We start from the raw sequence: 14155 nt of genomic DNA on the forward strand, positions 1-14155 counted from the left end.
TCACCTTCAGCACGTTCGGGTTGACGTGCGAGAGCCATTCCGGCTTGTCCGGGTGGGTCTCCATCCCGATGCGGGACACGAACGTCTCGTAGCCGCCGATGATGACCATGATCAGTAGGTTGGCGATCATGACGACATCGACCAGGCCGAGGACGATCAACATGACCTTTTCCTCGGACAAGTGGTCGAAGTCGGAGACCAGATGGATCAGTTCTTTCCAGAACACGACTACGTAGACCGCCTGGGCGACGATCAGGCCGATGTAGAGCGGGGCCTGAAGCCAGCGGCTGATGAAGATCGAGGATCCGATGAAGCGGACGAACGACTCTTGGGCGGGGTGGCGCGGCGAGACCTGCGCGACAGGTGTGGTTTCCATAACGCGAATCAGACTAGCCGACCGATTTGGGCGAGTCAGTCAAGCGTCCGCAGTTCGATCCCGATGTTGTTCTTGTTGCCGCCCCGCAGCTTGGAGAACAAGGCGAAACCGCGTCCCATCAGGCCGTAGCGCTTGGTGATCGCGCGGTAGACCTCGTCGTTGTGAGACGGGTCGAGCAGACTTGCCGTCGCCTGCACGGCCTCGCCCTTGACCGTGCCGCGGGCGTCGCACTTGGCGATCGTCACGCGGGGGGTGTTGCGGATTCGCTTGACCTTCCATGCCGAGGCCTGAGAGAGGATCCAGTAGGCGCCATCCCCCGACAGCGCTGGCGCCAGCCACACCGGGGTCGGCTTGGGTCGCCCGTCCTTGGTGAAGGTTGTCAGGCTGACGTACTGGGAACGGGCCACTTCGTCGAACGTCGGCGCCATGGCGATCCTTTCGTGCATTCAGTCCCGCGCAGTCGCTGCCCGGGAGTACCCCCGCAGCGCGGGGTAGGTGAAGAGGACGACGATTCCCACTGTCCATGCGAGTACGACCAGCAGGTTGTGGGCCACCGGCCCCCCGACTGCGAGATTGCGCATCACGTCGACAGCCGGGGTCATCGGTTGATTGCGCACGATGGGCTGCAACCAGCCGGGATAGCCGTCGGCCGGGGCGAAACCGGAGTTGAAGAACATCAACAGGCTCGTCAGCAGCGACATGAGCGGGACGACTGGCGCACCCGTACGGAAGAAGACCGCGAGCGCGAGCACCATGACGGCGAATGCCCCGCCGAAGGCGAGCGCGACACCGACGATGCCCAGTGCGGGTCCGATGCCCTGGGTGAAGCGGAATCCGATGGCGTGGCCGGCACCCAGCAGGATTCCGGTGGTCACGAGGATGCGGATGAGTTCGGTGACCACCCGTGAGCTCAGGTCGGCGCCGCGGTTGATCGGCAGTGTCGCCAACCGGCCCAACAGGCCGGTGCTGCGCTCGGTGTTGAGCCGGATCGCCGCGGCTAGTGAACCGAACATCGCGCTCAACAGGATGACCAACGGGACAGTGCCGAAAGCGCTGTTTTGTCCGGTAGACGAACCGACGACCTCACCGAGCACCACCTTGAACATGATCATGGTCAGCACCGGCATGCCGAGCACGGTCATCAGACCCAATGGGTCGCGTACCCACACGAGTAGCTGTCGCCCGGTGAGGACCATCGTCTCCACGGCCCAGCCCCGTGGGCTGGGCGGAGCCGCTTGTGCCAGCACCGCTGCGGCCGGGTCGGCGAGCGGCGTGGGGACGGCTGGTTGGCCGATCGACATTGTAGGCGTGCTCATCGTTGCCTGTTCTTGCGTGCGGCCAAGAGGATCAGCGTGATCGAAAGGACGGCGAGGAAGCCCACCCAGCCGAGGGAGGCACCTATCCGGTTGGGTGCCTCGGACGCGCCGTCGAGGTGGCGCATCGTGTCGGCCCACACCGAGATGGGCTGGTTCTGCGCAAAGCCGCGAATCCACGGCGGGAACTTCTCGACCGGGGCGAACCCGGTGGACACCATGCCGAGGATGAGAATGGGCAGCGACAACACCTGGCTGGTGACCTCTGGCGACGGCGCGATGACCCCGAGGGCATCGCCGATCGTCATCAGGCAGGCGCCGATGGCTGCCGCGATGGCGATCAGGGCCAGCGTGCCCGTCAGCCCGCCGCCGGGGCGCCACCCGATGATGAGCACTGCTGCCGCACCGCACACCAGGGAGATGATGAGCAGGAAGATGTTCGCCGAGAAGCGCGCCGCCGGTGGGACGGCCGTGGGCATCGGCAGCGTCGCGAATCGCGTGGTGATGCCGTTCTTGCCGTCGAGGGCCGAGCGCATGGCCGCCGAGGTCGCGGTGAAGGCCACCGATTGGAGCACGATGATCGGCATGAGGAACTGTGCGTAGTTCATGCCGGGGATGTTCATGATGTTGCGCAGCGGCAGATAGAAACAGACGGCGAGGAACGCCGGGGACACAAAGGCCATGATGATCTCGCCGTTGACGACGACCGCGCGAATGGCGCGCGTAGACAACGTCCACCACTGTCGCACCGAATTGGGGGTGGCGACAGGTATTGCGGCCGGAGCGAGCGATGCTGCCGCCTGGCCGGCCGTCAGCGCCGTCATCGGACTGGGGCGCCCGGGGCGCCGGGTGAGGTGAGGGCAAGGAAGACGTCGTCGAGGGAAGGACGCCGCATGGTGATGTCGGCGAGATCGATTCCGGCCTCGGTGGTGCGCCGCACGATCTCGACGAGGACGTCGGCGCCGCCAGGAGCGGGCACTGACAGGAACACGTCGTTGCGGTGGCCCCCCACACCGAGGAGGTCGGCGAGGACCGACTCCAGATGGGGCAGTTCGGTGAGATGGGCCGGAGTCACGTCGCAGAAGGTGCCACCAGTCTGTGCTTTGAGCTGTTCGGCCGTGCCCGAAGCGATGATCCGGCCCGTGTCGATGACCACGATCTCGTCGGAGAGGAGGTCGGCCTCCTCGAGGTACTGGGTGGTCAGCAGGATGGTCACGCCCTGATCACGCAGGCGCTCGACGAGGCTCCACACATCTTGGCGACTGCGCGGATCGAGGCCGGTCGTCGGTTCGTCGAGGAAGACAACCTCCGGCGCGGTGACCAGGCCGCAAGCGAGGTCGACGCGCCGCCGCATACCGCCGGAGTACTCGGAGACCTTGCGCGCGCCCGCTTGAACGAGATCGAAGAGGACGAGCAGCTCGTCGGCGCGGGCTTGGGCGGCCTTCTTGTGCAAACCCTGCAAGCGGCCGAACAGCACCAGGTTCTCGCGGCCGGTGAGGGATTCGTCAAGCGCAGCGAACTGGCCGGTGAGTGCGATCTTCTTGCGCACCTCACGCGCATCCTTGACGACATCATGGCCAGCGACCTTCGCGACCCCCGAGTCCGGTTTGAGCAGCGTGGTCAGCAGGTTCACCGTCGTGGTCTTGCCGGCGCCGTTGGGGCCCAGTAGGGCGAGCACGGTACCGGGCGCCACGGAGAACGAGACGCTGTTGACGACGGTCTTGCCGTCGAAAGACTTGGTCAGCCCGACGACCTCGATTGCGGGCTCGCTCAGCGGTACGCGCGGTCGCGGTATCCGGGAGGCATGGCTGCGCGGTGGCACTGGCGTTCCCCCAGCGTCCAGCCACCCGGGCGCACCGGCGGGCGTGGCCCCTATGGGGGCTGCGCCGGTGGGCGAGAGGGCCACCCGGCCGTCGACCGTCTGGGCGGACTGGTCGGGCGTTGGCAGGGCACCGTAATAGTCGTCGTACACCTGGGGTGCATCGGCGTCGACGGGGCGGATGTTCGCCGCGGGCGTGACTGCGGCGCGCTGGCCGACCGGGCTTGCGCCGTCCGGCTGCGGAAATGCGTGCCGCCCGTCGTGTGAGTGCCGACCCGTGGTCGTGGCCGGCGCAGGTGCCGTCACGGCCGGCGCGGGGAACATCGGGGTGACTGCGGGGACGGGATTCTGGGGGAGCGCTACACGCTGCGCCGGGGGCAGTGGCCCAGGCGCGGACGGCGAGATGTTGGCTGCGGGCGCACCTTGACTTCGCCGGACCGGCGGTGGGCCGTCAACGGGTGACTCGGCGTGCCATTGGATGCGTGGGGACGGTTCACTGCGCTTGTGCACGTTCCAACCGCCGACCTCGTCGTCGCGTTCCACCGCGGCACCCCTTCCCGTCGTGTCACCAAATCGTGTCCGAAGGCCAGAGTGTTACTCGCCGGTCCCACGCAGACCCGGCCGACGCAGACGTCACCCAGCCAGCCAATTCTGTCACGACTGGGCGCTCGGGCATCACCCGCCACCGCACATTGCTGACACGCCCACACCTGACCGGCCGGTAAACTGCGGGTGTTGTGTCGGGGCTCACAACTGGATACGCCCGAGTAACGAGGGGATCGCCGGGACCGACAAACTGTAATGACGCTGTTTAGGAGGTCGGGGTGACGGTGGAGCGGGCGTCCGGTGCTGCCCAGGGGTCGGTGGAAGCTCTTCCGCTGACGCCTGCGCAGCGGGGGATGTGGTTCGCCGAGAACCTTTCGCCTGACTATTCGGTGAATGTGGCCCAGTACCTGGACATTCGCTACGAGCCGGGTTCGTTCGACCACGAGTTGTTCGGCGATTGCACGCTGGCAGCAGGCCGGGTGCTGCAGTCGCCGTACGTCCGTTTGGTCGACCTGGAGGACGGGTCGCCGGGCCAGGTGGTGGACCCGGACCTGCCGATCACCGTCGATATCATCGACTTCCGCGGCGAGGACGATCCCGAGGCCGCCGCGATCGAGTGGATGTGTGAGGAGTACCGGCGGCCCCTCGACATCCGCAGTGATGCGCTGGTGCTGTCGCGGTTGCTACGCATCGCCGACGACCGCACGTTCTGGTACGGGCGCGGACACCACATCGTCATCGACGGCTACGCGGCGCTGACGATGGTGCGGATGACGGTGGACCGCTACAACGCCGCACGCGCCGGCGTCGAGGTCAACGAGAAGCCCGCCGCGACGTTGGCCGAGATCGTCGCCGACGAGCAGAAGTACGCCGACAGCACCAGGCGCGAGTCCGACGGTGAGCATTGGCGCGAAGTGATGGCCGATCTTCCCGAGCGCGTCACCTTGAGCCGCCGGCCCTCGGCCACGGAGCTCTCGCCGAACAACATCGTCGCCAGCGCCGCGTTGCCGCCGCAGGTGCAGGCCCGCGTCGAGCAGGTCGCCTCCGAACTGGGCAGCTCGATGGCGGTGGTGATGGCCGCGGCATACGGCGCTTTCCTCTACCGGATGACTGGCAACGACGATGTGCTGATCAGCCTGCCCGTGACGGGGCGGGCCACGGCGAAGATCAAGCGGGCCGGGGGCATGGCGTCGAACATCCTGCCGGTGCGGATGGACGGCCTGTCGGGTGCGACGGTGTCCGAACTGGTCCGGTCGGTGCAGGTCGAGATGACCGGTGCGCTGCGCCACCAGCGGTACCGGTCCGACGACATCCGTCGCGACGCGGGTTTGGACCCCGATGCGGTGGGGTTCGGCCCGACGCTGAACATGGTCTTCTTCGACGCGCCTATCGAGATCGACGGGGCCAGCGTCGAGTACCGCATTTTGGCCTCGGGGATCCTCGAAGACCTGTTGGTCAACCTGTACCAGTCGAGTCCGACCGCGCCGCTGGTCGTCGACCTGCACGGCAATCCGTTCCGGTACACGCGGGCCGAGATGGAGAACCACCACCGCCGGTTCATGGCGTTCATCGAGGGCTTTGTTGCCGATCCGACCACTCCGGTCTGGGCGCTGCCGCTGCTGCTGCCGGGCGAGGAGGCGCTGCTGGCGGGGTTCGAGCAGGGCCTGGAGCGCGATTATTCGATCGAGACCGAGCACATTCTTGACCGGTTCGCCGCGCAGGTCGCGTCCACTCCGGAGGCGGTGGCGGTGTCCGACGACGGCCGCGAGTACACCTATGCCCGCTTCGACGCGATCCGTTCGGAGCTCGCGCGCGTGCTGAGGTCACACGGGGTCGGGCTGGGCGATCGTATCGCCATCGTGCTCGATCGCGGGGTGGCACAGGTCGCAGCGGTGTACGCGGCGGCGTCGCTTGGGGCGGCGTACGTGCCGTTGGACCCCGCCGATCCGGCCGGACGGCGGGACTTGGTGCTGGGTGCGGCGGATCCGGTCGTGGTCGTCGACGCCGAGTTCCTCGAGCGCGAGGGCTTCGACCCCGATCAGGTGGCCGACGGGCCGTCGGAGCCGTTGACCGGGACCGGCGCACCGTCGTATGTCTACTTCACCTCCGGGTCCACGGGCACCCCCAAGGGGGTGGAGCTGGGCATGGCCGCCGTGGTGAACCGCCTGGCCTGGATGCGCGAGGAATTCCCGATCACCCCCGCCGACGCGTGGCTCTACAAGACGCCCATCACCTTCGACTGCTCGGTATCGGAGCTGTTCGGTCCGCTGCAGGTGGGCGCCCGCATGGTGATCGCCCGTCCGGGCGGCCATCGGGAGCCGGACTATCTGCGCGACCTGATGGAGCGCGAGAACGTCACCATCGTCCACTTCGTGCCGTCGATGCTCGACGTCTTCGTGGAGACGGTCGGACCGTCGTTCCCCGCGTCGGTGCGCCGTGTCCAGGCGACCGGCGAGGCACTTCCCGGTGCGCTCACCAACGAGGTGCGCAGCGGCCGCGAGATCGAGATTCTGAACACCTACGGGCCCACCGAGGCAGCGGTGGAGATCACCGCCTACTCAGTCGAGAGCGAGATCGTCGGCGGCGTGCCGATCGGGCGGCCCACGCCCAACTCCGAGACCCTGGTCCTCGATGCGCATTTCCAGCGGCTCCCGGTGGGCGCGGTGGGCGAGCTCTACCTCGGCGGCTGCCAGCTGGCACACGGCTATGCGGGGCAAGCGGGGCTGACGGCCGAGCGCTTCGTGACGAATCCGTTCGTCCCAGGCGAACGGATGTACCGGACCGGAGACCTGGCGCGCTGGCGCGACGACGGGAATCTGGAGTACCTGGGGCGCACCGACTTCCAGGTGAAGATCCGCGGCCAGCGCGTGGAGCTCGGCGAGGTCGAGGCGGCACTGGTCGCCGATGACTCGGTGGAAGCTGCGGTGGCGGTGGTCCGCGACCTGCCCGCAGGCACCAGCGTGGTGGCTTACGTGCGTACCGCGTACGACGATCCCGACCTGGTCGACCGGCTGTTGCGCCGGTCCGCCGAGGTGTTGCCGAGTCACATGGTCCCGGCGGCGATCACGGTTCTCGAAGAGTTCCCGACGAATTCGGCGGGCAAGCTGGACCGGGCGGCGCTGCCGGAACCGATGGTCGTCGACCGCCCGGCGGCACAGTACATAGCGCCGGTGAGTGCGGTGCAGACGCGTATCGCCGAGGAAATCCAGGCCATGTTGGGCCTGGAGCGGGTGGGCCTCGGCGACAACCTGTTTGCCCTCGGCGCCGATTCGCTCGCGGCCGCGCGCTTGGCGACGCGACTGCGTGTCGAACACGACCTCAACATCCCACTGACCGCGATGTTCAACTGCTCTGACATCGCCGGTCTCGCCGAAGCAGCTGAGGTAGGTGGCAGCGAGGCCCGACCCGAACTGGTCGCCGGGGATCGGCCGGACTCGGTCCCGGTTTCTGCGGCGCAAACGCGGCTGTGGTTCATCAACCGCTTGGACCCTGCCTCGCCGACCTACAACATGGCGGGAGCCGTGCGGCTCGGTGCGCAGGTCGATGTGGAGGCACTGGGCCAAGCGGTAGCCGACGTCGTCGTCCGGCATGAGTCGCTGCGGACGCGGTTCGTCGAGGTAGGCGGCGAGCCGACACAGGTCGTGGACCCGGTGGAGTCCGTCGAATCGGTGGTGTCGGTGGTGGAGACCGACGACGTCGACGACGAGATGGCCCGGGTCGCCGCAGCGGGGTTCGACCTGGGGGCAGGTGCGTTCCGTGCGGTGTTGGTGAGTGGCCCACAGACCAGTCTGCTGGTGGTGGTGCTGCACCACATCATCGGTGACGGCGCATCGTTGCGGCCGTTGATCGGCGATGTACTGACGGCCTATAACGCGCGGCGCTACGGATTCACTCCGTTCTTCCCGCCACTGCCGGTGCAGTACGCGGACTATTCGCTCTGGTACGACCGCGTCCTGGGCGATGCCGCCGACGAGGATTCGGTGGCCGCGCGTGAGATCGCGTTCTGGGCCGAGCACCTGGCTGGCGCACCCGAAGTGATCTCACTGCCCACCGATCGGCCGCGTCCAACTCGCCCGTCGGGTCACGGGGACTTCGTCGACCGCGTGCTGTCGGAGTCTGCGGTGGCGGCGCTGCGGTCGCTTGCGGCGCAGTCGGGCGTCACGTTATTCAGCGTGGTCCAAGCGGCGTTGATGCTGGTGCTGGCCCGGTTGAACGACACTGACGACGTGGTCGTCGGCACTGCGGTGGCCGGGCGCGACGAACCGCAAGTCGCCGATCTGATCGGAATGTTCGTCAACACGGTGGCGCTGCGCACGGCGGTGTCACCGGGGCTGACCGTCGAGGAGTTGCTGACGCGGGTCCACCGTGGGCGCGCCGAGGCGCTGGCCAATTCGACGACCCCGTTCGAGCAGGTCGTCGATGCGGTTGCGCCCAGTCGCACGCTGGCGCACAGCCCGGTCTTCCAGGTGGCGTTGACGATGGTGACCGACGCAATGGGGGTCATCGACGACGATCTGGGATTCGAGGTCGTCGATGCGCGGGTGCCGGCGGCGAAGAGCGACCTGACGCTGACGGTGACGGACTACCTCGATTCGGGTCGGCTGGCGCTGGAGTTCAACTACGCAACCGACCTGTTCGATGAGTCGTCGGTGGAGTCCTTCGCCGACTACCTCGAGCGCGTCCTGGTGGCAATGGCCGCGGGGGCCCAGGCCCCGATCGGGCGGATCGACCTGCTTTCTGCCGACGAGGTCGACCGTGCGGTCGCATCCGTCGCGCGAGTCGTGGAGCCCCGTCCGTTGCGGGCGTTTGTCGGTGACTGGTTGGCCGCCGGGTACAGGCGTGACGAACAGGCGCTGCTGGTCGGTGCCGGCGTGCGGCTCACCGCGACGGCGGCGTCGTCGCGGATCAACCAGTTGGCGCGCGAGCTATTGGCCCGTGGCGCGGGCCCGGGGTCGGTGGTCGCGGTGCGGATTCCGCGCTCGGTCGACTCAGTGGTGGCAATGTTGGCCGCGGCCGTCGCTGGTGCGGCGTTCGTGTTCGTCGATCCGAAGCATCCGGATGCGCGACAGGCGGAGTTGCTCGCCGACAGTGGCGCAATATCGGGCGTCACCACAACCGCAGTCGATACACCCGCGGTTGGGGACGTCAATTGGATCGTCCTGCAGGACGAGTCGACCGAGCTGCACCTGGCAGGTCATCCGACCACTGCGGTCGCCGATAGCGACCTGCCCCGCCCGGTCTATCCCGACGACACCGCCTATCTGATCTACACCTCGGGGTCGACCGGCAAGCCGAAGGCCGTCGAAGTCTCCCATCGCGGTATCGCCAACCTCGTAGCGAACACGAATTCGGTGTTGGGCGCGCGGGCGGATTCGGTGGTTCTGCACGTGGCGTCACCGGCATTCGATGCGATGGTTCACGAATTGTTGCTTGCGATGGGATCGGGCGCGCGTTTGGTGGTGGCCGAGCCCGACGCCTATGCGGGGCCGGCACTGGCGCGAACGATTGCCGAGGGCGGCGTGACGCACGCCACTATGACTCCATCGGTGTTGGCCACGATGGAGCCCGCGCAGGTGCCGTCGTTGAGGACGGTATGCAGCGGCGGCGAGGCATGCCCGGAGGACCTGGTGACCACGTGGGCGCCGTCTCGTGACTTCTTCAATGTGTACGGGCCCTCCGAGATGACAGTGTGGACCGGCGTCGACGGCCCGATGTCGGCGGGCGCCACGGTGACGATCGGCCCGCCGATGCCGGGGGTGGTTGGTCTGGTGTTGGATGCGGGTCTGCGTCCGGTGCCGGTGGGCGTAGTGGGCGACCTCTACCTCGGTGGCGACCAGATGGCGCGGGGATACCGCCATCGCCCGGGGCTGACCGCGTCCGCGTTCGTGGCCGATCCGTTCGGCACCGGCGAGCGGTTGTACCGGACCGGCGACCGGGTGGTGCGCCGAGCCGACGGGCGATTGGTGTACCAGGGCCGCAGCGATTTCCAGCTGAAGATCAACGGCCTCCGGATCGAGCCGGGCGAGATCGACGCGGTGTTGGAGTCCCACCCGTCGGTGGCGACAGCCCTGTCGATGGGCGTGGAGCGCCCGGGCGGAGACACGGTGCTGGCGGCGTACGTGTCACCGCGCGCCGAGGAGGTGATCGCGCCCGACGCGCTGCTGGCCTACGCGCGTGAGCGGTTGCCCGCGCACATGGTTCCGCACACGGTGCGGGTCCTCGAGGAGTTCCCGCGCACCCCGATCGGCAAGATCGACCGTGGCGCGCTCCCGGCGATCGAGTTCGTCGCAGCGGAGTTCGTCGCACCGCGCACCGAGTTGGAGGCCACGGTGGCCGCAGTCGTCGCCTCGGTCCTCGACATCGATCGCGTCAGTGTGACCAGCGGGTTCTTCGAGGCCGGTGGCAACTCGTTGTCGGCGGCCAAACTGGCTGCACGACTGGGGGAGGTACTGGACCGCCCGGTCGGCGTGGAGGACGTTTTCGAGGCGCCCACCCCGGCCGAGTTGGCGGTACGGCTCGCCGAGAAGAACAGCGGCGCCACGGTTCCGCCGCTGGTGGCACGGCCGCGGGCAGCGGTGGTGCCGGTGTCGTCGGTGCAGCGCGGGATGTGGTTGCTCAACCGGGCCGCTCCGGAGTCGTCGGCGTACAACGTGGCGATGACACTGCGGCTGACCGGACAGCTGGATGAGGACGCGCTGCGTGCGGCATTGGTGGACGTGATCGGCCGACACGAGTCCCTGCGCACGATGTACCCGATGATCAACGGGGTGCCGGTGCAGGTGATCGAGTCGACCGAAGCCGTGGCGCCCCAGGTCGACGTGCCGGTCACCGACTTGACCGGCAGTGACGAAGTTCAGGTGGCCGCTGCGGTGGCGGCGGTAACCGACAAAGGCTTCGACGTGACCGCGGCGGTGCCGATCCGGGCGGCGTTACTGCGGTTGGGCCCTGAGGAGCACATCGTCTCCCTGGTGGTGCACCACATCAGTGTCGACGGCGCGTCGACGCTGCCACTGGCCAAGGACCTCATGATGGCCTACGACGCCCGGCATGGTGGCGACGTGCCCCGCTGGGCACCCCTGACAGTGCAGTTCGCCGACTATGCGGTCTGGAGTGCGGAACGGTTGGCGGCCGAAGACGATGGCGTCACCGAACGGGACCGCCAGCTGGCCTACTGGGCCGACCGGCTCGACGGGGCGCCCGAGTTGCTCAGGCTGCCCACCGACCGGCCGCGGCCGACGACGCCGACGTATGCCGCCGGCGAGGTGGAATCGGAGATCCCGGCCGAGCTCGTGGCGCGGCTGACCGAGACCGCGCGCACGGCGAACGCGACGTTGTTCATGATCACCCATGCCGCGCTCGCGGTGTTGTTGGCAAAGGTTTCCGGACGCACCGATATCGTGATCGGCAGCCCGTATGCGGGGCGTGGGGCCCAAGCACTCGACGATGTGGTCGGCATGTTCGTCAACACGGTCGCGTTCCGCACCGAGGTGGATCCGGCCACACCGTTCAACGACTTCGTCGGCACCGTGCGCCGCAGTGATCTCGCCGACCTGGCCCACGCGGACGTGGCGTTCGAGGAAGTGGTGACCGCCCTGGGGCGCGGCAACACCGCCGGCTACAACCCGTTGTTCCAGGTGTTGTTCGCATTCCAGAACCTCAGCTTCCCCACCGTCGAGTTGGGGGGGCTGCAACTGCAGCTCGAACCGGTCCCCACCGCCACGGTTAAGAACGACATTGCGGTGACCCTGTTCCCGAACGATCCGCTTTCGGGCCGCACAGACGGTGCCATGCGTGCCAGCTGGGCCTTTGCGGCCGAGCTCTTCGACGAGTCCACCATCACGCGTCTCGCCGACTGGTACTTGGGCATCCTGGAAGCCGTCGCCGACGATCCGACCATCGTCCTGGGTGACATCGCGCTGGTGACGACGCTCCAACCGGCCGCCGATGCCGCTGGAGCACCTGCGCCGTTGCCTCTGCCCGAAGCGGTTGCGGCCGCAGCCGCGGCCGCGCCAGAGCACCTCGCCGTCGAACTTGACGGGACCGCCATCACACTGGGCGAGCTTGCGGCCACGTCGGCCGCCCTGGCCGCGGTGCTGCCCGATTCCGACGGCGGATCGGCCCTGACCACTGCACTCTTCACCGCGCTTCCCACTCTGGCCGCCGGGGGACCTGAATCGCTTGACGACGCTTTGACCCAACTTCGTGCCAACGCCGACGAAGCCCGTAACGTATATGGGAGCCCTGACGAAAACCCGGCTGAAGCCCTGTGGCCCCGGTCGGCGAAAGGAACCCCCAACCAGTGATGCTCGCACCGCAAACGCGTATCGCGGAGTTGTGGGGCACCTCGGGGGACAACCAACCGGTGCGCGCCCTCATGGCCGCCGCTGCCGTAGCTGACCCGGGAGTGCTCGCCTTCACCGGACCCCAGGGACCGGTGGAACTGGGCGGCCTCGCGAAACGTGTTGAATCCACCGCGGCGGTCCTGGCGGCCAGCGGCGTGGGTGGCGATGCTGCGGTCACGGCCGCCATCGCCCCCCTCTTTGCGGCGCCGGGTGCACCGCAGGCCGACACCGCGGCCCGCGTCGCGGAGGTCGTCGCGCAGATCCGTGCGTCGGCGGCGGCAGTCCTGGGATCGTCGGATTGGGCAACGCTGCCGGGGATCTTCAAGTCGGTGGTGCATCGGTGCGGCGATCGCACGGCTATCACCGGCCCGGACGGCGCGACTCTTTCCTATGCCGAGCTGGATGCGCACTCGGATGCGCTGGCCCGCGGCCTCGTCGCGGTGGGCGCGGGCCCGGAGCGGCTCGTCGGCGTCGCCGTCGACCGCAGTGCAGACTCCATCGTCGCCCTGCTGGCCGTCGTGAAGACCGGCGCCGCCTATCTGCCGTTGGACCGCTCGCATCCGCTGGCGAGGCTGTCACGCGTGGTCGCCGACGCCGAGCCGGCGGTGATCATCGTCGACGACGAGCTGGCCGAGCTCTGGTCGGATCTGCCGGCCCAGCGGCGCACCGTGGCTGACCTTGTCGCACTCGGCGCGACCACCCCGGCCGCCGTCCTGCCGACCGCCGTGGACCCGCGCCACCCCGCCTACGTCATGTACACCTCGGGGTCGACAGGAACACCCAAGGGGGTGGTCGTCCCACACTCCGCCGTCGTCGACCTGCTCGCCGCGCTCGACCACGACTACCTGCCGTCGTGTGACGACACCTGGGTGACCTTCACCTCGTTCGCCTTCGACGTCTCGGTCGCCGAGATCTGGATGTCGCTGGTCAGCGGCGGACGGCTGGTGGTGGTGGACCGCGACACCGCCCGCAGCCCCGTCGAGTTCGCCCACGTCCTGCACCGCGAGGGCGTGACCATCGTCAACATGACGCCGTCGGCGTTCTACCAGTTCGCTGCGGCACTGCGCACCCGCGACGACGTGGAGTTGGCCCCGAGCCTGCGCGCCCTGATCCTCGCCGGAGAGGCGCTGGACTTCGAGCAGGTGCGCCGCTGGCACGCCGACCGCCGCGCCGCCGGTGTCGAGGGGCCGCAGCTCAACAACATGTACGGGCCGACCGAGACGACCGTGTACGTGACGCGTCGCGAACTGACGCCCGAATTCGTCGCGGTCACGCACGCATCCGACATCGGATACGCGATCGAGGGCGTGCGCGCCCAGATCCTCGACAGCCGGCTGCGCCCGGTTCCCGACGGTGTGCCAGGCGACCTTTACATCTCTGGCGATCAGGTCACGCGCGGGTACGCCGGCATGTTCGACTTGACCGCTACCAGGTTCGTCGCGGATCCGTCCGATCCCGATGGCGGCCGGATGTACTTCACCGGTGATGCGGCGGTGACCCGCAACGGCAGCATCGAATACCTGGGGCGCGGCGACGGACAGGTCAAGCTGCGCGGATTCCGCATCGAGCTCGGCGAGGTGGAGGCGGCGCTGCTGGCCGTTCCCGGCGTGCACGCGGCCGGGGCCGCGGTGAAGCAGCGCCGCGACGGAATCGACTGGCTTGCCGGGTACGTCGTCGCCGATGACGGAGTCGAACTCCAGACCGCCGACATCCGAGCGGCGGTCGCGCGCCGGGTGCCCGAGTACATGGTGCCCGACGT

The 14155-nt window shown here is 68.2% G+C and carries 7 protein-coding genes; 2 read left to right on the top strand and 5 right to left on the bottom strand.

Features of this window, described 5'->3' with window-relative positions:
* The 5 genes from B4L26_RS09830 to B4L26_RS09850 all read right to left on the bottom strand — a co-directional run.
* Positions 1 to 376 (bottom strand): YqhA family protein (locus B4L26_RS09830; protein ID WP_290718473.1); only part of this gene is annotated, 376 nt, incomplete at its 3' end.
* Positions 377 to 411: 35 nt separating this feature from the next.
* Positions 412 to 804 (bottom strand): PPOX class F420-dependent oxidoreductase, encoded by a 393-nt coding sequence (locus B4L26_RS09835; protein ID WP_290718474.1) that lies wholly within the window; start codon positions 802 to 804, stop codon positions 412 to 414.
* 18 nt (positions 805 to 822) lie between these two features.
* Entirely contained in the window at positions 823 to 1692 is an 870-nt protein-coding gene (locus B4L26_RS09840; RefSeq protein ID WP_290718476.1) for an ABC transporter permease, read from the bottom strand.
* On the bottom strand, positions 1689 to 2513 hold the full coding sequence (locus tag B4L26_RS09845) for an ABC transporter permease (RefSeq protein WP_290718478.1): 825 nt from the start codon (positions 2511 to 2513) through the stop codon (positions 1689 to 1691). The genes B4L26_RS09840 and B4L26_RS09845 overlap by 4 nt, the downstream gene beginning before the upstream one ends.
* Positions 2510 to 3832 (bottom strand): ATP-binding cassette domain-containing protein, encoded by a 1323-nt coding sequence (locus B4L26_RS09850; protein ID WP_290718479.1) that lies wholly within the window; start codon positions 3830 to 3832, stop codon positions 2510 to 2512. Before B4L26_RS09850 ends, B4L26_RS09845 begins: the two co-directional genes overlap by 4 nt.
* A gap of 500 nt (positions 3833 to 4332) precedes the next feature.
* On the opposite strand from B4L26_RS09850, the gene B4L26_RS09855 reads away from it, so the two are divergent.
* Both B4L26_RS09855 and B4L26_RS09860 read left to right on the top strand, forming a co-directional pair.
* Entirely contained in the window at positions 4333 to 12357 is an 8025-nt protein-coding gene (locus tag B4L26_RS09855; protein ID WP_290718480.1) for a non-ribosomal peptide synthetase, read from the top strand.
* Positions 12357 to 14155 (top strand): amino acid adenylation domain-containing protein (locus tag B4L26_RS09860; protein ID WP_290718498.1); only part of this gene is annotated, 1799 nt, incomplete at its 3' end. The genes B4L26_RS09855 and B4L26_RS09860, both read left to right, overlap by 1 nt.

Source organism: Gordonia sp. UBA7599 (assembly GCA_002477755.1).
Classification (GTDB): Bacteria; Actinomycetota; Actinomycetes; order Mycobacteriales; family Mycobacteriaceae; genus Gordonia.

Bases quoted from the DNA above. Each gene is read 5' to 3' on its own strand.
- B4L26_RS09835 (WP_290718474.1), bottom strand. From the start codon at position 804: ATGGCGCCGACGTTCGACGAAGTGGCCCGTTCCCAGTACGTCAGCCTG.
- B4L26_RS09840 (WP_290718476.1), bottom strand. From the start codon at position 1,692: ATGAGCACGCCTACAATGTCGATCGGCCAACCAGCCGTCCCCACGCCG.
- B4L26_RS09850 (WP_290718479.1), bottom strand. From the start codon at position 3,832: ATGTTCCCCGCGCCGGCCGTGACGGCACCTGCGCCGGCCACGACCACG.
- B4L26_RS09845 (WP_290718478.1), bottom strand. From the start codon at position 2,513: ATGACGGCGCTGACGGCCGGCCAGGCGGCAGCATCGCTCGCTCCGGCC.